At 55.8% G+C, this 19,419-nt stretch carries 17 protein-coding genes and 2 tRNA genes; 9 read left to right on the top strand and 10 right to left on the bottom strand.

The features are described 5' to 3' along the window. Positions 1-514 precede the first annotated feature (514 nt). On the top strand, positions 515-3,187 hold the full coding sequence (adhE, locus tag ACJ8J5_RS04470) for a bifunctional acetaldehyde-CoA/alcohol dehydrogenase (RefSeq protein ID WP_025303076.1): 2,673 nt from the start codon (positions 515-517) through the stop codon (positions 3,185-3,187). A 119-nt stretch (positions 3,188-3,306) separates the two neighbouring features. Here adhE and ACJ8J5_RS04465 read toward each other — a convergent pair whose 3' ends face one another. After that, positions 3,307-3,891 carry a thymidine kinase gene (locus ACJ8J5_RS04465; protein ID WP_015378091.1) on the bottom strand — a complete coding sequence of 195 codons (585 nt, stop codon included), beginning with the start codon at positions 3,889-3,891 and terminating at the stop codon, positions 3,307-3,309. Positions 3,892-4,591: 700 nt separating this feature from the next. On the opposite strand from ACJ8J5_RS04465, the gene hns reads away from it, so the two are divergent. Next, complete coding sequence (gene hns / locus ACJ8J5_RS04460) at positions 4,592-4,999, top strand: histone-like nucleoid-structuring protein H-NS (RefSeq protein ID WP_004932170.1); 408 nt, start codon at positions 4,592-4,594, stop codon at positions 4,997-4,999. A gap of 186 nt (positions 5,000-5,185) precedes the next feature. On the opposite strand, the gene ACJ8J5_RS04455 is transcribed toward hns, so the two are convergent. The 5 genes from ACJ8J5_RS04455 to rssA form a co-directional block, all read right to left on the bottom strand. Next, positions 5,186-6,196 carry an NAD-dependent epimerase gene (locus tag ACJ8J5_RS04455; protein WP_025303077.1) on the bottom strand — a complete coding sequence of 337 codons (1,011 nt, stop codon included), beginning with the start codon at positions 6,194-6,196 and terminating at the stop codon, positions 5,186-5,188. A 9-nt stretch (positions 6,197-6,205) separates the two neighbouring features. Beyond that, positions 6,206-7,549, bottom strand: coding sequence for a UDP-glucose dehydrogenase family protein (locus ACJ8J5_RS04450; protein WP_025303078.1), 1,344 nt, complete (start codon positions 7,547-7,549; stop codon positions 6,206-6,208). A gap of 40 nt (positions 7,550-7,589) precedes the next feature. Beyond that, positions 7,590-8,507 (bottom strand): UTP--glucose-1-phosphate uridylyltransferase GalU, encoded by a 918-nt coding sequence (gene galU, locus ACJ8J5_RS04445; RefSeq protein ID WP_025303079.1) that lies wholly within the window; start codon positions 8,505-8,507, stop codon positions 7,590-7,592. 212 nt (positions 8,508-8,719) lie between these two features. Next, positions 8,720-9,733, bottom strand: a complete 1,014-nt coding sequence (rssB, locus tag ACJ8J5_RS04440) for a two-component system response regulator RssB (protein WP_025303080.1) — start codon at positions 9,731-9,733, stop codon at positions 8,720-8,722. A gap of 103 nt (positions 9,734-9,836) precedes the next feature. Next, positions 9,837-10,739, bottom strand: coding sequence for a patatin-like phospholipase RssA (rssA, locus tag ACJ8J5_RS04435; RefSeq protein WP_043142971.1), 903 nt, complete (start codon positions 10,737-10,739; stop codon positions 9,837-9,839). Between the two features lie 118 nt (positions 10,740-10,857). Between rssA and ACJ8J5_RS04430 the strand changes: the two genes are divergently transcribed. From ACJ8J5_RS04430 to ACJ8J5_RS04400, 7 genes are all read left to right on the top strand, one after another. Beyond that, positions 10,858-11,322 (top strand): YchJ family protein, encoded by a 465-nt coding sequence (locus ACJ8J5_RS04430; protein WP_025303082.1) that lies wholly within the window; start codon positions 10,858-10,860, stop codon positions 11,320-11,322. A 68-nt stretch (positions 11,323-11,390) separates the two neighbouring features. Next, entirely contained in the window at positions 11,391-12,239 is an 849-nt protein-coding gene (gene purU, locus ACJ8J5_RS04425) for a formyltetrahydrofolate deformylase (protein WP_004932187.1), read from the top strand. A 176-nt stretch (positions 12,240-12,415) separates the two neighbouring features. Beyond that, positions 12,416-12,500, top strand: a tRNA-Tyr gene (locus tag ACJ8J5_RS04420). A gap of 213 nt (positions 12,501-12,713) precedes the next feature. Next, positions 12,714-12,798, top strand: a tRNA-Tyr gene (locus tag ACJ8J5_RS04415). A 192-nt stretch (positions 12,799-12,990) separates the two neighbouring features. Continuing rightward, a complete protein-coding gene (locus ACJ8J5_RS04410) occupies positions 12,991-13,563 on the top strand; it encodes a TIGR00730 family Rossman fold protein (protein WP_004932190.1) in 573 nt (190 codons plus the stop codon). Positions 13,564-13,664: 101 nt separating this feature from the next. Continuing rightward, positions 13,665-14,471 carry an exodeoxyribonuclease III gene (xthA, locus tag ACJ8J5_RS04405; RefSeq protein ID WP_025303083.1) on the top strand — a complete coding sequence of 269 codons (807 nt, stop codon included), beginning with the start codon at positions 13,665-13,667 and terminating at the stop codon, positions 14,469-14,471. A gap of 44 nt (positions 14,472-14,515) precedes the next feature. Beyond that, positions 14,516-14,917 carry a pyrimidine (deoxy)nucleoside triphosphate diphosphatase gene (locus ACJ8J5_RS04400; protein ID WP_414104524.1) on the top strand — a complete coding sequence of 134 codons (402 nt, stop codon included), beginning with the start codon at positions 14,516-14,518 and terminating at the stop codon, positions 14,915-14,917. 21 nt (positions 14,918-14,938) lie between these two features. On the opposite strand, the gene ACJ8J5_RS04395 is transcribed toward ACJ8J5_RS04400, so the two are convergent. The 4 genes from ACJ8J5_RS04395 to selD are packed head-to-tail and all read right to left on the bottom strand — an operon-like array spanning position 14,939 to position 19,318. Next, a complete protein-coding gene (locus ACJ8J5_RS04395; protein WP_173889446.1) occupies positions 14,939-15,235 on the bottom strand; it encodes a YnjH family protein in 297 nt (98 codons plus the stop codon). Next, on the bottom strand, positions 15,232-17,157 hold the full coding sequence (locus tag ACJ8J5_RS04390; protein WP_025303086.1) for a DNA topoisomerase III: 1,926 nt from the start codon (positions 17,155-17,157) through the stop codon (positions 15,232-15,234). The genes ACJ8J5_RS04395 and ACJ8J5_RS04390 overlap by 4 nt, the downstream gene beginning before the upstream one ends. Continuing rightward, positions 17,157-18,266, bottom strand: a complete 1,110-nt coding sequence (gene mnmH / locus ACJ8J5_RS04385) for a tRNA 2-selenouridine(34) synthase MnmH (RefSeq protein WP_060433206.1) — start codon at positions 18,264-18,266, stop codon at positions 17,157-17,159. The genes ACJ8J5_RS04390 and mnmH overlap by 1 nt, the downstream gene beginning before the upstream one ends. An 8-nt stretch (positions 18,267-18,274) precedes the next feature. Then, complete coding sequence (gene selD, locus ACJ8J5_RS04380) at positions 18,275-19,318, bottom strand: selenide, water dikinase SelD (protein ID WP_025303088.1); 1,044 nt, start codon at positions 19,316-19,318, stop codon at positions 18,275-18,277. Positions 19,319-19,419: the final 101 nt, after the last annotated feature.

Below are 19,419 nucleotides of genomic sequence, written 5' to 3'. Positions count from 1 at the left end.
GTACTATAAAAAGGTGTGCTGCCTATGCGCGCTAATGTAATGGAATTGCCGCGGGTAATCCATCCGGCCAGAGCAGCATTTTTGACTACCAGCAGGTTATGCAACAAAACAAATGCCCTTTGTTAAAGTGATGTATGGCCTTTTGATTTTTTATGTTGAAAAAAGAGTCACCGCTCGCAGTTATCGAGAATAATTCCCAACACCAGCAAGCTGAAAGGTGTCAGCTTGCAGTTTTCATGATTTAGATCACAAATCAACTACCCAACAGTGGGTAAGCTCTTAGTCGTAGTCAGGGAGTAGAACAAAGTCGGCAGCAGCATCGCCGGTTCCGTTCTCCTCACTGCCTGCCCCTCCGGTTGGCGTAGGGTGAAGCTCTTTAAGCAAATCAGCAGCATGCGAAGAAATAACGCGGGAAGACCCCGGTATTCTCATCACCGCTTATCCCCGTTACGACTATACTAGTGGCTCGCACGGCTTATTTACTGAAAGAGTTTAACATTATCAGGAGAGCATTATGGCTGTAACGAATGTCGCTGAACTGAACGAGCTTGTCGCACGTGTCAAAAAAGCCCAGCGCGAATATGCCAACTTCACTCAAGAGCAAGTGGATAAAATCTTCCGCGCTGCCGCCCTCGCCGCTGCTGATGCCCGTATCCCATTGGCCAAAATGGCCGTGGAAGAATCCGGAATGGGTATCGTCGAAGACAAAGTGATCAAAAACCACTTCGCTTCCGAGTACATCTACAACGCCTATAAAGATGAAAAAACCTGTGGCATCCTGTCTGAAGATGACACTTTCGGTACCATCACCATCGCCGAACCTATCGGCCTGATTTGCGGTATCGTGCCTACCACCAACCCAACTTCTACCGCGATCTTCAAAGCGCTGATCAGCCTGAAAACCCGCAATGGCATCATCTTCTCGCCGCACCCGCGTGCGAAGAATGCCACCAACAAAGCCGCCGATATCGTGCTGCAAGCCGCTATCGCCGCCGGTGCGCCGAAAGACATTATCGGTTGGATCGACCAACCTACCGTCGAGCTGTCCAACCAACTGATGCACCACCCTGACATCAACCTGATCCTCGCCACCGGTGGCCCGGGCATGGTGAAAGCCGCCTACAGCTCCGGCAAACCGGCAATCGGCGTCGGCGCCGGCAATACGCCGGTCGTGGTAGACGAAACCGCAGATATCAAACGCGTGGTCGCCTCTATCCTGATGTCCAAAACCTTCGACAGCGGCGTTATCTGCGCTTCCGAACAGTCGGTCATCGTCGTTGACGCTATCTATGATGCGGTACGCGAGCGCTTCGCTTCCCACGGCGGCTATCTGCTGCAGGGTAAAGAACTGAAAGCGGTGCAGGACATCATCCTGAAAAACGGCGGCCTGAACGCGGCCATCGTCGGGCAATCCGCACCGAAAATCGCCGAAATGGCAGGCATCAAAGTGCCGGCCAACACCAAAGTGCTGATCGGTGAAGTGAAGCTGGTCGACGAGTCTGAACCTTTCGCACATGAAAAACTGTCGCCTACCCTGGCGATGTACCGTGCCAAAGACTTCGAAGACGCCGTCGCCAAAGCCGAAAAACTGGTCGCAATGGGCGGTATCGGCCACACGTCCTGCCTGTACACCGACCAGGATAACCAAACGGCTCGCATCGCCTACTTCGGCGATAAAATGAAAACGGCTCGCATTCTGATCAACACCCCGGCTTCTCAGGGCGGTATCGGCGACCTGTACAACTTCAAACTTGCGCCTTCGCTGACGCTGGGTTGCGGTTCCTGGGGTGGTAACTCCATCTCTGAAAACGTCGGACCTAAACACCTGATCAACAAGAAAACTGTAGCGAAGCGAGCAGAAAACATGTTGTGGCATAAACTTCCGAAATCGATCTACTTCCGCCGTGGCTCACTGCCTATCGCGCTGGAAGAAGTGGCGACCGACGGGGCGAAACGCGCCTTCATCGTGACCGACCGTTTCCTGTTCAACAACGGCTATGCCGACCAGATCACCAAGGTTCTGAAGTCTCACGGTATCGAAACTGAAGTGTTCTTTGAAGTGGAAGCCGATCCGACGCTGAGCATCGTGCGCAAAGGCGCCGAGCAGATGAACTCCTTCAAACCGGACGTCATCATCGCGCTGGGCGGCGGTTCGCCGATGGACGCCGCGAAAATCATGTGGGTGCTGTACGAACATCCTGAAACCCACTTCGAGGATCTGGCGCTGCGCTTCATGGACATCCGCAAGCGTATCTACAAGTTCCCGAAAATGGGCGTGAAAGCGAAGATGATCGCCATCACCACCACCTCAGGCACCGGTTCGGAAGTCACGCCATTCGCCGTCGTGACCGACGACACCACCGGACAGAAATACCCGCTGGCCGACTATGCGCTGACCCCGGACATGGCGATTGTCGACGCCAACCTGGTGATGAACATGCCAAAATCCCTGTGCGCCTTCGGCGGTCTGGATGCGGTAACCCACGCGCTGGAAGCCTACGTGTCGGTGCTGGCGAACGAATACTCCGACGGCCAGGCGCTGCAGGCGCTGAAACTGTTGAAAGAGTATCTGCCGGCCAGCTATAAAGAAGGCGCGAAAAACCCGGTTGCCCGTGAACGCGTGCACAACGCCGCCACCATCGCCGGTATCGCTTTCGCCAACGCCTTCCTCGGGGTTTGTCACTCCATGGCGCACAAGCTGGGCTCGGAGTTCCACATTCCGCACGGCCTGGCCAACGCGATGCTGATTTCCAACGTCATTCGCTACAACGCGAACGACAACCCGACCAAGCAAACGGCCTTCAGCCAGTACGACCGCCCTCAGGCGCGCCGCCGCTACGCTGAAATCGCCGACCACCTCGGCCTGAGCGCACCGGGCGACCGCACCGCGCAGAAGATTGAGAAACTGCTGGCCTGGCTGGACGAGCTGAAAACCGAGTTGGGCATCCCAACCTCCATCCGTGAGGCGGGTGTGCAGGAGGCGGACTTCCTGGCGAAAGTCGACAAGCTGTCGGAAGACGCATTCGACGACCAATGCACCGGCGCCAACCCGCGCTACCCGCTGATTGCCGAACTGAAGCAAATCATGCTGGATACCTTCTACGGCCGCGAATTCAGCGAAGCGGTCGACGAGGAAGCGGCGGCTCCGGCTGCAGCCAAAACCGCGGTAAAGAAGCCCAAGAAATAACGGTTCCGTGAACCGATAAAAAAACCCGCCAAACGGCGGGTTTTTTATTGCGCCTGGCGCGCGGTTTTTCTTATCCCGCCGCCAAAACGCCTCAGCGGGCGCTGGCGGCATTTTCGCTCCTACTCCAGGGAGTGAATCGCCTCTTTATAATGCTTGCGACAGACGGAGACATAGCTCTCGTTACCGCCAATCACCACCTGTTCACCAGCGTGCATCGCCTGGCCGTTTTCATCCAACCGCAACACCATGTTGGCTTTGCGCCCACAGTGACAGATGGTTTTCAATTCCACCAGCTTATCGGCCCAGGCCAGCAAATATTGGCTGCCGGTAAACAGCTCACCGAGAAAATCGGTACGCAGGCCGTAGCACAATACGGGAATGTCCAGTTGGTCCACCACATCGCACAATTGCTCAACCTGCGCCTTGGTCAGGAACTGGCTTTCATCCAGCAGCACACAATGCACCGGCTGCTGTTGATGCTCTTGCTGAATCATGGCGTACAGCATCGAGTCGTTGTTATAGAGCTGGGCCTGCGAGGATAAACCGATGCGCGAGCTGACTTTACCGACGCCAAAGCGGTGATCGATCTCCGCGGTGAACACCAGCGTGCGCATACCACGTTCTTGATAGTTATATGAAGACTGTAGCAGCGCGGTGGACTTGCCGGCATTCATCGCAGAGTAATAAAAATAAAGTTGAGCCATGGCCCCGCAACTCCGATGGTATAAGAAATATTCAAATGTTGATTAGGACGGTAAGTGTACCATAAGCCGCCCCCCGGCTCAGCCCAAAGCGAACGAATATTGCGTTCGCCGTAATAATGCGCTTTCAAGCGAAACATATCGTTCTGTCGGCCCGTTCTTTTTACAGCTATTTACAGGATAATGTATGCCTGTCATCACTATTAATTCTTGCTAATGGTTAACCCCGAACATTTGCCCATTAATGCATAATCCTCTTTCACTGCGGCAGGCACCGCAGCCGCGGGAGAGTGCTTGTCTATTATACGTGAGGCCAATACAGGGCATTTAATCACCTTCGCTATCCCCCCGACGTTTCCTGACGCAACCTTTACCTATATACCCCTATTGTTTACAATGTCTGCCTTACCATGGCGTGATTAAGCCCACAGAACTCATTGTAATATTGATATAAATTACGACGATAACTTATCGATGAAAGCCTTGCGACACGCGCCTTTTAAAGCATGCCTGCTGAAATTTTGACTTAAGTGCGGTGAGGATAATAGTTAACAGCCCTTCCTATATTAGTCGGACAGATCCGATTAACGGTTTTTTAAAAGGTAAATTTGAGTATTCAAGTCAATTTGGCTATTGCAGAAAAGAAAATAGCACTCTATTATTATCGAGACGCCCCCCACCAATATAATTTGAGACTAGGACAATGAGCGAAGCATTAAAGATTTTGAACAACATCCGCACTCTGCGCGCCCAGGCAAGAGAATGCACACTGGAAACGCTGGAAGAAATGCTCGAGAAACTGGAAGTTGTTGTGAACGAACGTCGCGAAGAAGACAGCCAGGCTCAAGCAGAAATCGAAGAACGCACTCGTAAACTGCAGCAATACCGCGAAATGCTGATTGCTGATGGTATCGATCCAAATGAGCTGCTGCAAACCATGGCTGCCAACAAGGCTGCCGGCAAAGCAAAGCGTGCAGCACGTCCTGCTAAATACCAATATAAAGATGAAAACGGCGAACTGAAAACCTGGACCGGCCAAGGCCGTACGCCTGCGGTGATTAAGAAAGCTATCGAAGAGCAAGGTAAATCTCTGGACGATTTCCTGCTGTAATAGCGATTCAGTCCGTATCTGAAAGGCTCCCTCCGGGGGGCCTTTTCATTTTAAAGCTTATCGACGTGATCCCACCTCACCCCTCTCCTTTTAGTAAATATCCTAATTCGCATTTTCTTCCCTGCATGGAGCCCCAATGAAAAAAAGGGGCCCTAAGGCCCCTTTATCGCATTTACCCTCGTTCAATTATTGAACCTGGTAGAATGCCTTATACCAATCAACAAAGCGCTTTACACCCTCTTCAACGCTGGTTTCCGGTTTAAAACCAATGTCACGATAAAGCTCTGCGGTGTCCGCACTGGTATCCATCACGTCGCCAGGTTGCATCGGCAGCATATTCTTGCGGGCAGTTACCCCCAAAGCCTGCTCCAGCGCCGTGATATATTCCATCAGTTTAACGGGGGTGTTATTGCCGATATTATAAACATGATACGGTGCGGAACTGGTCGCTGGCGATCCCTGTTCAACGCTCCATGACGGATCTGCCTGCGGAATAACCGCCTGCAGCCGCACAATCGCCTCGGTGATATCATCGATGTAGGTAAAGTCACGGTGCATTTCACCGTGGTTATATACATCGATGCTCTCCCCCGCCAATATGGCCTTGGTAAACTTGAACAGCGCCATATCCGGACGCCCCCAGGGACCATATACGGTAAAGAAGCGTAACCCCGTCGTCGGGAGACCGTATAAATGAGAGTAGCTGTGTGACATCAGCTCATTGGCTTTTTTGGTGGCCGCATACAGTGACACAGGGTGATCGACAGAATCTTCGGTAGCAAACGGCAGCTTGCGATTGAGGCCATAAACAGAGCTGGAGGAAGCATAAAGTAAATGCTCGACCTTATTATGGCGGCAGCCTTCCAGAACGTTCAAATGGCCGATCAGGTTGGCGTCCGCATAAGCCAACGGGTTAACCAACGAATAACGCACGCCGGCTTGTGCCCCCAAATGAATGACTCGTTGGAACTGATGCTCGGCGAACAATGCCGCCATCCCTTCACGATCGGCCAAATCCAGCTTGATAAAGCGGAATCCCGGCTTATCCGCCAGTCTGTCCAGACGGGCCATTTTCAGGCCCACGTCATAATAGTCATTCAGGTTATCGATGCCGACAACCTGATGCCCGGCGGTCAACAAACGCTCTGCAACGTGATAACCAATAAACCCTGCGGCGCCTGTAACCAGGAATTTCATGCCCACTCCTTAAATAACCGGTTTAATCGAGGCGCCGCGGCCAATCGCGTAATAGGTAAAGCCGCGATTCTCCAAACGCTCCGGATCGTACAGGTTACGTCCATCGAAGATCACCGGCTGCTTCAACGCACTCTTGATCACATCGAAGTCCGGTGCGCGGAAATTCTGCCATTCGGTGCAGATCACCAGAGCATCGGCGCCGTGCAATGCAGCCTCTTTGGTCCCCATCAGCTTCAAGTCGTCGCGCTGGCCATAGATGCGCTGAACTTCGTTCATCGCTTCAGGATCGTAGGCTTGAACGGTGGCGCCGGCAGCCCACAATTGCTCCATCAGCACGCGACTGGATGCTTCACGCATGTCATCGGTATTCGGCTTGAACGCCAGGCCCCACAGCGCAAAGGTTTTCCCCTTCAGATCGCTGCCGAAGTAATCTTTGATAAAGCTGTTCAACTTATCTTTCTGTTGGTAGTTGACCTGCTCTACCGCCTGCAGCAGCTTCGGTTGGTAACCGATCTGCTCCGCCGTGCGGATCAACGCCTGGACATCTTTCGGGAAGCAAGAACCACCGTAGCCGCAGCCAGGGTAGATGAAGTGATAACCGATGCGTGAGTCGGAACCGATGCCCTGACGCACTTTCTCGATGTCCGCACCCAGCATTTCCGCCAGATTGGACATCTCGTTCATAAAGCTGATTTTGGTCGCCAGCATGCAGTTGGCAGCGTATTTGGTCAGCTCTGCGCTGCGGATATCCATCATGATCATACGATCGTGATTGCGGTTAAATGGCTCGTACAGTTCGCGAATCGGTTCGATTACCTCTTTATTATCGGTACCGATCACGATGCGTTCAGGGCGCATGCAGTCAGCTACCGCAGCGCCTTCCTTCAGGAATTCAGGGTTGGATACCACGTCGAACGCCACGTTGCTGCCGCGTTTAGCCAGCGTTTCCGCCATCACCTGACGCACCTTGTCCGCCGTACCGACCGGCACGGTGGATTTATCGATCACCACTTTGCGATCGGTCATGTGTTCGGCGATGGTACGTGCAACCGCGGTGACATATTTCAGATCGGCGGAGCCGTCCTCATCCGGCGGCGTGCCGACGGCAATAAACTGGATATTCCCGTGTGCCACGCCCGCTTTGGCATCGGTGGTGAAATGCAGGCGCCCAGCCTCATAGTTTTGCTGTACCAGCGGCGTCAGGCCCGGTTCAAAAATCGGGATATTCCCTTTTTTCAGGTTTTCGACTTTTCGCTCATCAACATCAATGCACATAACGTCATGGCCAACTTCAGCCAGTACGGCGGCCTGTACCAGCCCCACATAACCAATACCAAAAACTGTTACTTTCATGTGAAAATCCTAGTTTTTCAAATTAATACGAAAGATCAAATTACTTCTTGTCAGCGGCAACAACCTGTTGCAGCCACTGAGAAAATTCTTTGCCCAGGCTGGCATGACGCATGCCGTACTCTACAAAAGCCTGCATGTACCCCAACTTGTTACCGCAGTCATGGCTTACGCCCTTCAGGTGATACGCTTCCACCGTTTCCTGCTGCATCAACATTTCGATACTGTCAGTCAGCTGAATTTCGTCGCCGGCGCCAGGGGGCGTTTTAGCCAACAGCGGCCAAATATCGGCGGATAACACGTAACGACCGACAATCGCCAGGTTGGAAGGGGCTTTATCCGGCGAAGGTTTCTCAACCACACTCACCATCGGCGCACTTTCGCCCGGTTGCAAAGCAACGCCCTTACAGTCGGCTACGCCGTAGTTTCCGACATCTTTATGCGGCACGGGTTCAACCATGATCTGGCTGACGCCGGTAGTTTCGAAGCGCTGCAGCATTTCGCGGAGGTTGTCTTTTTTCGGATCGGCGCTGTATTCGTCGAGGATCACGTCCGGCAACACCACCGCCACCGGTTCATCGCCCACCATCGGGTAGGCACACATAATCGCGTGCCCCAGGCCTTTGGCATTGCCCTGACGAACCTGCATCACGGTAACGCCTTTCGGGCAGATCGACTGCACTTCATCCAGCAATTGGCGCTTGACGCGTTTTTCCAGCATCGCTTCAAGTTCGAAACTGGTATCAAAATGGTTTTCGATCGAGTTCTTGGAGGAGTGGGTGACCAGCACAATCTCGTTAATCCCCGCCGCAATGCACTCATTAACGACGTATTGGATCAGCGGTTTATCAACCAGCGGCAGCATTTCTTTCGGAATGGCTTTGGTGGCCGGCAACATCCGCGTACCCAAGCCTGCAACCGGGATCACGGCTTTTCTGACTTTGCGATTTACAGCAGGCATTATTTCCTCTCTTGAAGCTAAAGCGCTCATTTTATGAGCTTGGGCTCAATATAAAAAACCTTCGGAGTATACCAGCTTATGCGCGCCTGGCATTAACCAGAACACAAATAGAAAACATTTAGGACTATTACCCGTTCGGATAATCGGGAGAATAAATAAACGGTTTAATTACCGATAAGTGAATAGCTTAAGATCTCGCCGTTCGTTGCCTGTTATTCAGCGCTGAGCATCAGCCGCAACCGACCACCGCTTCCCCATACCTGACACTGCCAGGCAGTGCAGCGCTGGCTGATCTGATTCATGTAGGTGGCCCCCAGCGTCCCCAGTGGCACGCCATTGCTCAGCTGGATTTGATTGTCACCGGTATTGACGTTGGCATGCAGCCCGGCAGAAACCAGAATCAGGTTTTTATTTTCGGCGTGATAATATCCCAGCAACAGCGGGAATTGACCGTCTAATTTCCCCTGCCGCAATAATTGATTAACCTGCTTTAACAATGCCGACATTTGCGGCAGACGATGCTGTTGATTAGCCAGATGGTCTTGCAGCAGCCCATTAAATAATGCACGCAACAGCAATGCCGCCAATACGCCATTATCGCCGGCGCGCGTGACGTCCAGGCAATAGAATGCCAGATCCTTTTCTGACAAAGCGGCGATATCCAGCACCAGGCCAGGATTTTCGCCGGTGGTTAACTGCCGATAGTTGATCCGGCAATGCGCAATAGTCTGCTGTACCGGCGGTTGCAATTGTTTAAGCAGTTTGACGGCTTCGGAGGGATTTTTGCTCAACGCATCCCAGTCCTGAAACAGTTCAACCTCTTCAATCGCCTGGGAAGTGAACATATTGGGGTATAAGCATGCCAACACCGCTTCACGCAGGCGATTGAGATCGGTCAGCGGCTTGAGCAGCACATCCTGCACGCCCAACCTCAGCACCTTGGCGATGTCAGCCATCTTGTCGGTGGCCGAGATCACCAGCACCGGGATTTGCAGCCCCTGCAAACGCAGGTGCTCAACGAATTCGATCCCCCCCATTTCCGGCATCGCGAGATCGCACAGGATCAGATCCGGCTTGAAGTCATCGACGGCACCCAGCGCCTGTATACCGTTGGTCGCCTCGCCGGTTTCAGCACCCAGTGAGGCCAAATAACCGACCAGCACTGAACGAAAAACCTGTTCGTCCTCAACGATCAAGATGCGCTTGTGAGTAAGTGGTAATGCCATCAGCCGAGCCTCGTCCCTTTCCATAGTGTAATAGTGGCTCAAAAAGGTCACTTATGCTCGTCTGAAACAGACTGACCGCGCATTGCCAACCGAGAACCGAGAATTATCTATTTTTTATCAACGGCAACAACCGATCCAGTTGTTTTTCCACCGCCAGCAACCCCGCTGCGATCGCTTCATCGGCGCGGTGGAAATCCAGCGTCGAGATTTGCGGACAAAAAGGTTGAATCAACACATCCGGCGGATCGCTCGCCATCCGATTACGCTTCAAACGATTTTCCAGCATTTGAATCGAGGTGCTCATGATCTCCATCGCCGTCGGCGCCGTCGCCGGTTTGCGCTGTCGCATTTTGCCGATGCGTTCCCGCAGACGCCCGCGCCAGGTCGCCGCAGGCGCATCGCCCGGGCTTTCTTCCTCGATACGTATCGAGAACAGATCCTGCTGCATCAGATGCGCATCATGCTGCAGATCGACCGCGATGACGATATCGGCGCCCATGGCGCGGCAAAGCGACACCGGCACAGGATTGACCACCGCGCCATCCACCAGCCAATAGCCGTCGGCCCATACTGGCGCCAACAGGCCAGGCATGCTGCAGGAGGCGCGTATCGCCTGATGAATATCGCCTTCGGTCAGCCACAGCTCGCGCCCGGTGCTGAGATTGGTGGTCACGGCACCGAACTTCAACGCGCAATCGGCGATATCATTGACCTTCAGCAGCTGTCCGACGGCGTTAAACACCCGCTCGCCGCGCAACAGGCCGCCGCGCTGCCAGGAAAAATCCATCAGGCGAATGACGTCCCAATAGCTGAACGATCGCACCCACTGCTCCATCGCCGGCAGACGATGGCTGGCGAACGCCGCGCCCACCAACGCGCCGACAGAACAGCCAGCAACGACGTCAACCTCAATCCCCAGTTTCTTTATCGCATTGATCACGCCGATGTGCGCCCAGCCTTTGGCCGAGCCCGCTCCCAGCGCCAGTCCGATCTTGATTTGCCGCATCGCGCCATCCTCAGGGTGAAAGGTGTTCTCTGCTTTCAGGGTAGATTGTCACTGACGAATATTGTTAGGTAACATATGCGCTAAATTCATTTTCTGCCTCGTGTTCTCAGGAGTTATTTTGCCCGAATTATGCCCATGCGGCAGCGGACTGGCGTATAACGCGTGCTGCGCCCCTTTTATCAGCGGCAATCAGCCAGCGCCGACGCCCGGCCAGCTGATGCGTTCACGCTTCACCGCCTACGTGAGTCATAACGTCGACTATCTGATCGCCACCTGGCACCCCGACTGCGGTGCCGAAGCGTGGCGCAATGCAATCGTCGACAGTTTTAAGAATACCGAATGGCTGGGCCTGACTGTCGTGGAAGAGAAAGCCGGTCATGAGCCGGATGAAGGCTTCGTCGAATTCATCGCCCGTTTTACCGATGGCGAAAGCGGCGAACCGCAAGCGATGCATGAGCGCTCACGCTTCCTTCGTCGCGATCAACGTTGGTATTATATCGACGGCACCAAACCCCAGCCCGGCAGAAATGCGATGTGTCCCTGTGGCTCAGGGAAAAAATATAAGAAGTGCTGCGGGCGCTAGCCGGCCGGCGCTTCACGTTTACGCCTGCGCAGACAGGCCGTTCAGTATCAGACAGGATCCTCAAACCCATGCCACACCAAAATGTACAACGAAAAGTGTTACGCACCATCTGCCCGGACGCCAAAGGGCTGATCGCCAAGATCACCAACATCTGTTACAAGCACGAACTCAATATCGTCCAGAATAATGAGTTCGTCGATCACCGCACCGGGCGTTTCTTTATGCGCACCGAGCTGGAAGGCATTTTCAACGACAACACGCTGCTGGCCGATCTGGACAGCGCGCTGCCGGAAGGTTCGCTGCGCGAGCTGCACAGCACCGGGCGCCGTCGCATCGTGGTACTGGTCACCAAAGAGGCTCACTGCCTGGGCGACTTGTTGATGAAAAGCGCCTATGGCGGCCTCGACGTTGAAATCGCCGCCGTGATCGGCAACCACGACACGCTGCAAACGCTGGTGGAGCGTTTCGATATTCCTTTCCATTTGGTGAGCCACGAAGGCTTGACGCGTGAGCAACACGACCGCGAAATGACGGCCAAGATCGATCAATACCAGCCGGATTACGTGGTGCTGGCCAAATATATGCGCGTGCTGACCCCGGCCTTCGTGCAACATTATCCGAATCAGGTGATCAACATTCACCATTCGTTCCTGCCGGCATTTATCGGCGCGCGCCCTTATCACCAGGCCTATGAGCGCGGGGTAAAAATCATCGGCGCCACCGCCCACTACGTTAACGACAATCTCGACGAAGGCCCGATCATCATGCAGGACGTGATCCACGTCGATCACACCTATTCCGCCGAGGATATGATGCGCGCCGGGCGCGACGTAGAGAAAAATGTGCTTAGCCGCGCGCTGTATCAGGTGCTGGCGCAGCGTGTCTTCGTTTACGGCAACCGCACCGTTATTCTGTAATCGCTCAATAAATCGGTGCATTTCGTTCAGGGATGCACCGCCAAGAATAAAAAAACGGCAAACGATTCATTTTCTGCATTTCAATGCTTTACACATCCGCTTCATTTGATATGATGCGCCCCGCTTACCGAGACAGCGCTCTCGCAAGCAAGGCCAGTTAAATAGCCATGTAATATGGTGGGGTTCCCGAGCGGCCAAAGGGAGCAGACTGTAAATCTGCCGTCACTGACTTCGAAGGTTCGAATCCTTCCCCCACCACCATCTTTTCGTTGCTGATACGCACTGAGTTTAAGCGAGTCAGAAAGGGAAGGATAACGCGCTTTAGCGCGGCCCAAAGGGTGAGGAACGAAGTGACGAATAATCATTCCCCCACCACCATCTTCTCTCCGCCAGGAGCGAAGACGCAGTAAAGAAACCGGCCAGGTTTCTTCTGGATAAAACCAGAACAACAATTTGTAAATCCATGAATACCATGGTGGGGTTCCCGAGCGGCCAAAGGGAGCAGACTGTAAATCTGCCGTCACAGACTTCGAAGGTTCGAATCCTTCCCCCACCACCATCTCTTGCAGAAAAATCCAAACCCTACTTAAAACTCGTTGCATCCAATGTTTTCGTATCAATAAATCAAGTTATCTCCCCTTATTAACCGCTTCCATCCAGACGTTTTATTTCTCTCCTCCGCCCGTAACTTGAACTCCGGCCGACAATTCGCTATACCACTGGCTTCTTTAGTGCAGTAAGGAACAGGTGGATGCGAAACAATATTTGCGTTTTTTGTGGCGCCAGTGAGGGCGTCAATCCCGCTTATGCCGAGCAGGCTCGTCAACTGGGGCAGCTGCTGGCCGCTCAGGGGCGCCGTTTAATCTACGGCGGCGGCAAAAAAGGATTGATGGGGATCGTGGCAGACGCGGTGTTGGCAGCGGGCGGTGAAGCTGTCGGCATTATCCCCGAGCGCCTGGTGGAAGCGGAAACGGCGCATCGCGGCCTGACCGAACTGGAAGTGGTACCCGATATGCATACGCGCAAAGCCCGTATGGCGGCGCTGGCGGACAGTTTTATCGCCCTGCCCGGCGGCATCGGCACACTGGAAGAGCTGTTTGAAATCTGGACCTGGGGGCAAATCGGCTATCACAACAAACCGGTCGGCCTGCTGAACGTCAACGGATTCTACCGCCCACTGAGCCAGTTCCTCGAGCACGTCGCCGATCAGGGTTTCATGCGCCACGACTATCTCGGTACCCTGCACATCAGTGAATCGGCACAAACGCTGCTGCAACAGTTTGACGACTATCAACCTAAAAATTACGACCGCTGGGCGAAATAAACCCGCTGCGCAGTCAGCGGTCCCGCCGCTGTCTGCGTTACATTTCCCGCCAAACTCTGCTACTATCACAGCACATTTTTCTCGTGAAAACGGCACCGCTCATGAAGTTTGTCTCTTTTAATATCAATGGACTGCGCGCGCGTCCGCATCAGCTGGCGGCAATTATCGAACAGCACCAGCCCGACGTGATCGGTCTGCAGGAAACCAAAGTTCACGATGACATGTTCCCATTGGAAGACGTCAGCCAACACGGCTACCACGTATTCTATCACGGGCAAAAAGGCCATTACGGCGTGGCGCTGCTGACCAAAGCGGAGCCTCTGGCCGTGCGCCGCGGTTTCCCGACCGATGAAGAAGATGCGCAGCGTCGCATCATCATGGCCGATCTGGCTACGCCACAGGGCACGCTGACGGTGATCAACGGCTACTTCCCGCAAGGTGAAAGCCGCGACCATCCGATCAAATTCCCGGCTAAAACGCGGTTTTATCAGGACCTGCAAAATTACCTGGAGCAACAGCTGTCGGCAGAATCCCCGGTGCTGATCATGGGCGACATGAATATCAGCCCCAGCGATTACGATATCGGCATCGGCGAAGACAACCGCAAACGCTGGCTGCGCACCGGTAAATGCTCCTTCCTGCCGGAAGAACGTGAATGGATGGACCGCCTGCTGAACTGGGGCCTGGTGGATACCTACCGCCACGCCAACCCGGGGCGCAGCGACGAATTCTCGTGGTTCGACTACCGCTCCAAAGGGTTCGACGACAACCGCGGCCTGCGTATCGATCTGCTGCTCGCCAGCACCCCGCTGGCTTCGCGCTGCATCGCCACCGGCATCGATTACCAAACCCGTGGTATGGAGAAACCTTCCGACCATGCACCGGTCTGGGCGGAATTTACGCTGTAACCCCATCACCCCGGCGCTCGCCGGGGTTTTACTCTGTGAAGCCAATGAAAATTATCGACGTGGTAGCCGCCATTCTGGAAAAAAATGGCCGCATTTTGCTGGCCCAGCGCGGCGCAGGCAGCGACCAGGCCGGTCTGTGGGAATTCCCCGGCGGCAAGGTTGAAGCCGGCGAAAGCCAGCCAGAGGCGCTGGCGCGCGAGCTGGATGAAGAATTGGGAATTTGCGCCCGTATCGGCAACTATGTGGGCAGCAATCAGTGGCAGCAAGGCGAACGCCTCATCCGGCTGCACGCCTGGCAAGTCGCGGAGTTCTCCGGTGAACTGCAACAGCGCTGCCACTCGGCGCTGGTCTGGGTCACGCCGCAACAGGCGCAGGAATACGCTCTGGCACCCGCTGACGTTCCACTGCTGGAGGGCTATATTGCCGCGCAAGGCGATGTACGCTGAGCGCGGCGATAGGTTACATCGTCACTTCTTCAATCGCACCCAAATTAAGGGGTTGGTGCCGATGGTGTTAGGCTCACGCACGCACTGCAGCACTTCCCCTTCCACTTTAAGCACCGCGCCCTCGGAATAGTTCTGGTTCTGGTAGACGCAACAGCGGTTGCAGGGCTGCGCCGGCGGCGGGTTGACGCCGCTTTTGGCCGTGCCCCAAATCTCCGGCGAAACCGGCAACACCACGTCCACATCGCCCCGGTTGGCGGCCGCCAGGCCGCAGTACGCCAAGATAGCGGCAGCCAGCGCCCCAGTGAGTCCACGCTTCATTCACTCTTCTCCTGCGCCTTGCTGGCGCTTTTCCTGCGTTTTTTGCCTCCGCTGGAAGGCGGCGGCGGCAATCCACGAAACGCCATGCTCGCCCGGCTCTGCTTGGCCTGATAAATCAGCTCTTGCAGCGTGCCGACCAACGGCTGCATAAAGTCCTGATAGCGGCAGGATTTCTCGCTGATTTGCGTCAGCGTGGCTTCCCAGTTTGCCGTCATATCAGGACGCGCAGCAAGATCCGGCAGCGAGTGAATCAACGCGCGCCCGGTTTCGCTGGAGTGAATATAGCGTCCCTTCTTGTACAGAAACGCCCGCTTGAACAGCAATTCGATGATCCCCGCTCGCGTCGCTTCCGTACCTAAACCATCGGTCGCTCGCAGGATTTTCTTTAGCGCTTTATCTTGTACGAACCGCGCGATGCCGGTCATGGCCGACAACAGGCTGGCGTCGGTAAACGGCCGCGGGGGCTGCGTCTGGCGCTCCACCACTTCACCGCGCTCACACAGCAGCTCATCATCTTTAGCCACCACCGGCAACGGGGCGCCCTCATTTTCCTCGTCGCGTTCCTTGCTGCCCAGCAGCGTGCGCCAACCGGCCTCTGCCAGAAAACGCGCCTTGGCTATGAATTTGCCGCCGGCGATATCCAGCTCGATCACGCATTTGCGGAACACCGCATCCGGACAAAACTGCATCAGATACTGGCGCGCCACCAGCCCATACACGTTCCGTTCATCCTGCGTCAGGTTAATCTTGCCGGCACGGGCGGTAGGAATGATAGCGTGGTGCGCATCGACCTTTTTATCGTCCCAGCAGCGGTTGCGGCGATCGCTGTCGATCACCGGCTGCGGGTACAGTTCAGGCTGGTGCACGCTGATGGCGTTCAGCACCGCGTGGCGGCCGGCGAAATGCTCTTCCGGCAGATAGCGACAGTCGGAACGCGGATAGGTGATCAATTTGTGGGTTTCGTACAGCCGCTGGCAAACGTCCAGCACCTGTTGCGCGCTGAGGTTATAACGCCGGGCCGCTTCGATTTGCAGCGTGGAGAGCGAAAACGGCAGCGGCGCGGTATCTGATTCCCGTTTATCGTTATAAGACGTGACCAGGGCCGGCTGGCCTTCGATGCGCTTGACCACGTGCTCCGCCAACGGCCGGTGCAGCAAACGCCCCTCTTCATCCTGATAAGGCTCGCAGGAGTCGCTGGGTTGCCACAGCGCCACAAAGCGTTCTTCTTTCGGCGTAACGATGTGCGCTTTGACCTCAAAGAAATCTTTCGGCACGAAGTTTTCGATCTCTTCATCGCGCCGCACCACCAATCCCAGCACCGGCGTCTGCACCCTGCCCACCGACAGCACGCCGTCGTAACCGGCGTTGCGGCCCAGCAGCGTATAAGCGCGGGTCATATTGATGCCGTACAGCCAGTCGGCACGCGAACGCGCGAGCGCAGACACGCACAGCGGGATAAAGTCTCGGTTGTCGCGCAGCCGCTCGACCGCGCGCTCCACCGCCTGCGGGTTGAGATCGTTGATCAGACAGCGGCGCACGTTCTGGCGCTTCTCCGCCGTCAAATCCAGGTAGTCCAGCACCTCATCCACCAGCAGTTGCCCTTCGCGATCCGGGTCGCCGGCGTGAACCACTTCATCGGCTTCAAGCAGCAACTTTTTAATGGCGTTGAGCTGTTTACTGACCGAAGGCCGCGGCTGCAACCGCCATTTTTCGGGAATGATCGGCAGATCCGCCAACGACCAGCGCGCATAGCGGCTGTCATAAGCGTCAGGCTGAGCCTGCTCCAACAGGTGGCCGACGCACCAGGTCACCACGTCGTTGTTGCCACAGGCGATATACCCGTCGCCGCGGCGATGCGGCTTGGGCAAGACGTCGGCAATGGCGCGCGCCAAACTCGGTTTCTCGGCTATGAACAGTCGCATTATTCACCGTTTTTCTGGCTGAACGTCATCAAGAATTCTCTTACTTCTGCATAGTTCCCACGGAAGACAATCCGCTGGGCTTTCTTTTCCAACTGATAGCAATACATCGGATCGTAGTACTGCTGCAACAGGGGCGCCAGCCACTCGCGGTGCGCCTCGCCCTGGCCGCTGAGCCGCTGTGTCCGCAGCGCCGCTTCCAGTCGTTGCGTCAGCTGCTGGAAGCGTTCCAGCCCCAGGCGGCGGCGTATGGCGAACAGACCGTGGTGCAGATAGTCGTCGTACTGTCGCCAGCCGTCTTCCACACCATAGGCCTGTTCGAACTGTTCGCGCATGCCGTCGATATATTCCGCCTGCAGACGCGCCAGACGAATGTCGAACGGATCGTCGATCACCGCCACCGGCGCCTGCTGCATCCCATTGAACAGCGGCAGCGGCAGATTGTTGCTGCCGATGATCCGCCCTTCGTCTTCCAGCACCCAACGGCGGCTGCCACCATGCTGTTTTTTCAGCAATAACACAGCCAGACGATTCTCAAAATCGATCTGCGAGCTCTGGCCCGCCAGCGTTCGACCAAAAGATGAACCGCGATGGCGCGCCACGCCTTCCAGATCGACGCCGTCGGCCAGTTCGTTGACCAGCAACGTCTTGCCGCTGCCGGTATTGCCGCCCACCAGGGCCATCGGCAATGCCGCGCTTTGCGCCAGCACGCCGAGCAAATAATTGCGCAGCGCCTTATAACCGCCAATGATACGCGGGTACTCGACGCCGGCCTCATGCAGCCATTGCTGCACCAGCTGCGAGCGCAGCCCGCCGCGGAAGCAGTAAATATAGCCTTCGGGCCGCTCTGCGCAGGCCGCCAGCCAGGCGGCGGTGCGCTGTTCGCGCAGTTTGCCGTTCACTAGGCTGTGGCCGAGCGCGATCGCCGCTTGTTGCCCATGCTGCTTATAGCAGGTGCCGACCGCCTGGCGTTCGCTGTCGATCATCAGCGGCAGATTCAGTGCCTGAGCGAAGGCGCCCTGCTGAAACTCGATCGGTGCGCGCACGTCAATCAGCGGCACGTCCTGCAGGAAAATGCGTTGGTAATCGTCGCTGTCCGCCCTTCCTTGCATGTTGGACACTACGCGACCTCGATCAGCGGCTTATCAGCCGATGCCACATGCAATTCACCGATAGCGTTGAGCGTGATACCGTGCTGTTCGGCAATCGCCAGCACCTGCGCTTCCGCCTCCGGCAATACCGCCAACAGCAAGCCGCCGGAGGTTTGCGGATCGCACAGCAGCTGGCGCTGCAAATCGCTCATCTCGCCCACCAGATGGCCATAGCTGTCGAAGTTGCGCCCGGTGCCGCCCGGCACACAGCCCTCGGCGATATACGCCTCAACGTCCGGCAGTTTCGGCACCCGATCAAACCAGACCGTCGCCTGCAGACCGGAGCCCTGGCATACCTCGCTCAGGTGGCCCAGCAGGCCAAAGCCGGTGATGTCGGTCATCGCTGTGACGCCCGCCACCTCGGCAAAATCAGCACCCGGTTTATTCAGGCGACACATCACTTCAGTCGCCAGGCCCTGATGCTCAGGGCGCAGCTTGCTTTGCTTCTCGGCGGTCGTCAGCACACCGATGCCCAACGGCTTGGTCAGATAAAGTTTTGATCCGGCCTGTGCCGCGCTGTTTTTCTTCACCCGCTCGGTATTGACCACGCCGGTCACCGCCAGGCCGAAAATAGGTTCCGGTGCATCGATAGAATGGCCACCGGCCAGCGCGATCCCCGCCTGCTGGCAGGCGAAACGGCCGCCGTCGATCACCTGCTGCGCCACCTCCGGCGGCAGCTTGGCGATCGGCCAGCCGAGAATGGCGATCGCCATGATCGGTTTGCCGCCCATGGCGTACACGTCGCTGATGGCGTTGGCAGCCGCAATGCGGCCGAAATCGAATGGATCGTCGACGATCGGCATGAAGAAGTCGGTGGTGCTGATGATGCCGACGCCGTTGCCAATGTCGTACACCGCCGCATCGTCGCGGGTTTCATTGCCGACCAGCAGGCGCGGATCGACAAACTTTTCCCGCTCGCTATGCAGGATGGTTTCGAGAACTTTCGGTGAGATTTTGCAGCCGCAGCCAGCGCCATGGCTGTACTGGGTTAAACGGATCGCTGGCGATGTCATAGTCCACTCCCTTCGGTAACGGCACTCAAGATAACATAGGGTAGCGCTTGCCGAGGGGATTGATAAGAGCGGGCCGCCGATAAGCGAACGGCCTGCTCAGA

The sequence above is a fragment of the Serratia sp. CY43202 genome (assembly GCF_052168755.1).
In the GTDB taxonomy this organism is placed as follows: domain Bacteria; phylum Pseudomonadota; class Gammaproteobacteria; order Enterobacterales; family Enterobacteriaceae; genus Serratia; species Serratia bockelmannii.
This window is presented reverse-complemented; position numbering and strand designations above follow the sequence as displayed.

Bases quoted from the DNA above. Each gene is read 5' to 3' on its own strand.
- adhE (WP_025303076.1), top strand. From the start codon at position 515: ATGGCTGTAACGAATGTCGCTGAACTGAACGAGCTTGTCGCACGTGTC.
- ACJ8J5_RS04465 (WP_015378091.1), bottom strand. From the start codon at position 3,891: ATGGCTCAACTTTATTTTTATTACTCTGCGATGAATGCCGGCAAGTCC.
- hns (WP_004932170.1), top strand. From the start codon at position 4,592: ATGAGCGAAGCATTAAAGATTTTGAACAACATCCGCACTCTGCGCGCC.
- ACJ8J5_RS04455 (WP_025303077.1), bottom strand. From the start codon at position 6,196: ATGAAATTCCTGGTTACAGGCGCCGCAGGGTTTATTGGTTATCACGTT.
- ACJ8J5_RS04450 (WP_025303078.1), bottom strand. From the start codon at position 7,549: ATGAAAGTAACAGTTTTTGGTATTGGTTATGTGGGGCTGGTACAGGCC.
- galU (WP_025303079.1), bottom strand. From the start codon at position 8,507: ATGCCTGCTGTAAATCGCAAAGTCAGAAAAGCCGTGATCCCGGTTGCA.
- rssB (WP_025303080.1), bottom strand. From the start codon at position 9,733: ATGGCATTACCACTTACTCACAAGCGCATCTTGATCGTTGAGGACGAA.
- rssA (WP_043142971.1), bottom strand. From the start codon at position 10,739: ATGCGGCAAATCAAGATCGGACTGGCGCTGGGAGCGGGCTCGGCCAAA.
- purU (WP_004932187.1), top strand. From the start codon at position 11,391: ATGCCACACCAAAATGTACAACGAAAAGTGTTACGCACCATCTGCCCG.
- ACJ8J5_RS04410 (WP_004932190.1), top strand. From the start codon at position 12,991: ATGCGAAACAATATTTGCGTTTTTTGTGGCGCCAGTGAGGGCGTCAAT.
- xthA (WP_025303083.1), top strand. From the start codon at position 13,665: ATGAAGTTTGTCTCTTTTAATATCAATGGACTGCGCGCGCGTCCGCAT.
- ACJ8J5_RS04400 (WP_414104524.1), top strand. From the start codon at position 14,516: ATGAAAATTATCGACGTGGTAGCCGCCATTCTGGAAAAAAATGGCCGC.
- ACJ8J5_RS04395 (WP_173889446.1), bottom strand. From the start codon at position 15,235: ATGAAGCGTGGACTCACTGGGGCGCTGGCTGCCGCTATCTTGGCGTAC.
- ACJ8J5_RS04390 (WP_025303086.1), bottom strand. From the start codon at position 17,157: ATGCGACTGTTCATAGCCGAGAAACCGAGTTTGGCGCGCGCCATTGCC.
- mnmH (WP_060433206.1), bottom strand. From the start codon at position 18,266: ATGCAAGGAAGGGCGGACAGCGACGATTACCAACGCATTTTCCTGCAG.
- selD (WP_025303088.1), bottom strand. From the start codon at position 19,318: ATGACATCGCCAGCGATCCGTTTAACCCAGTACAGCCATGGCGCTGGC.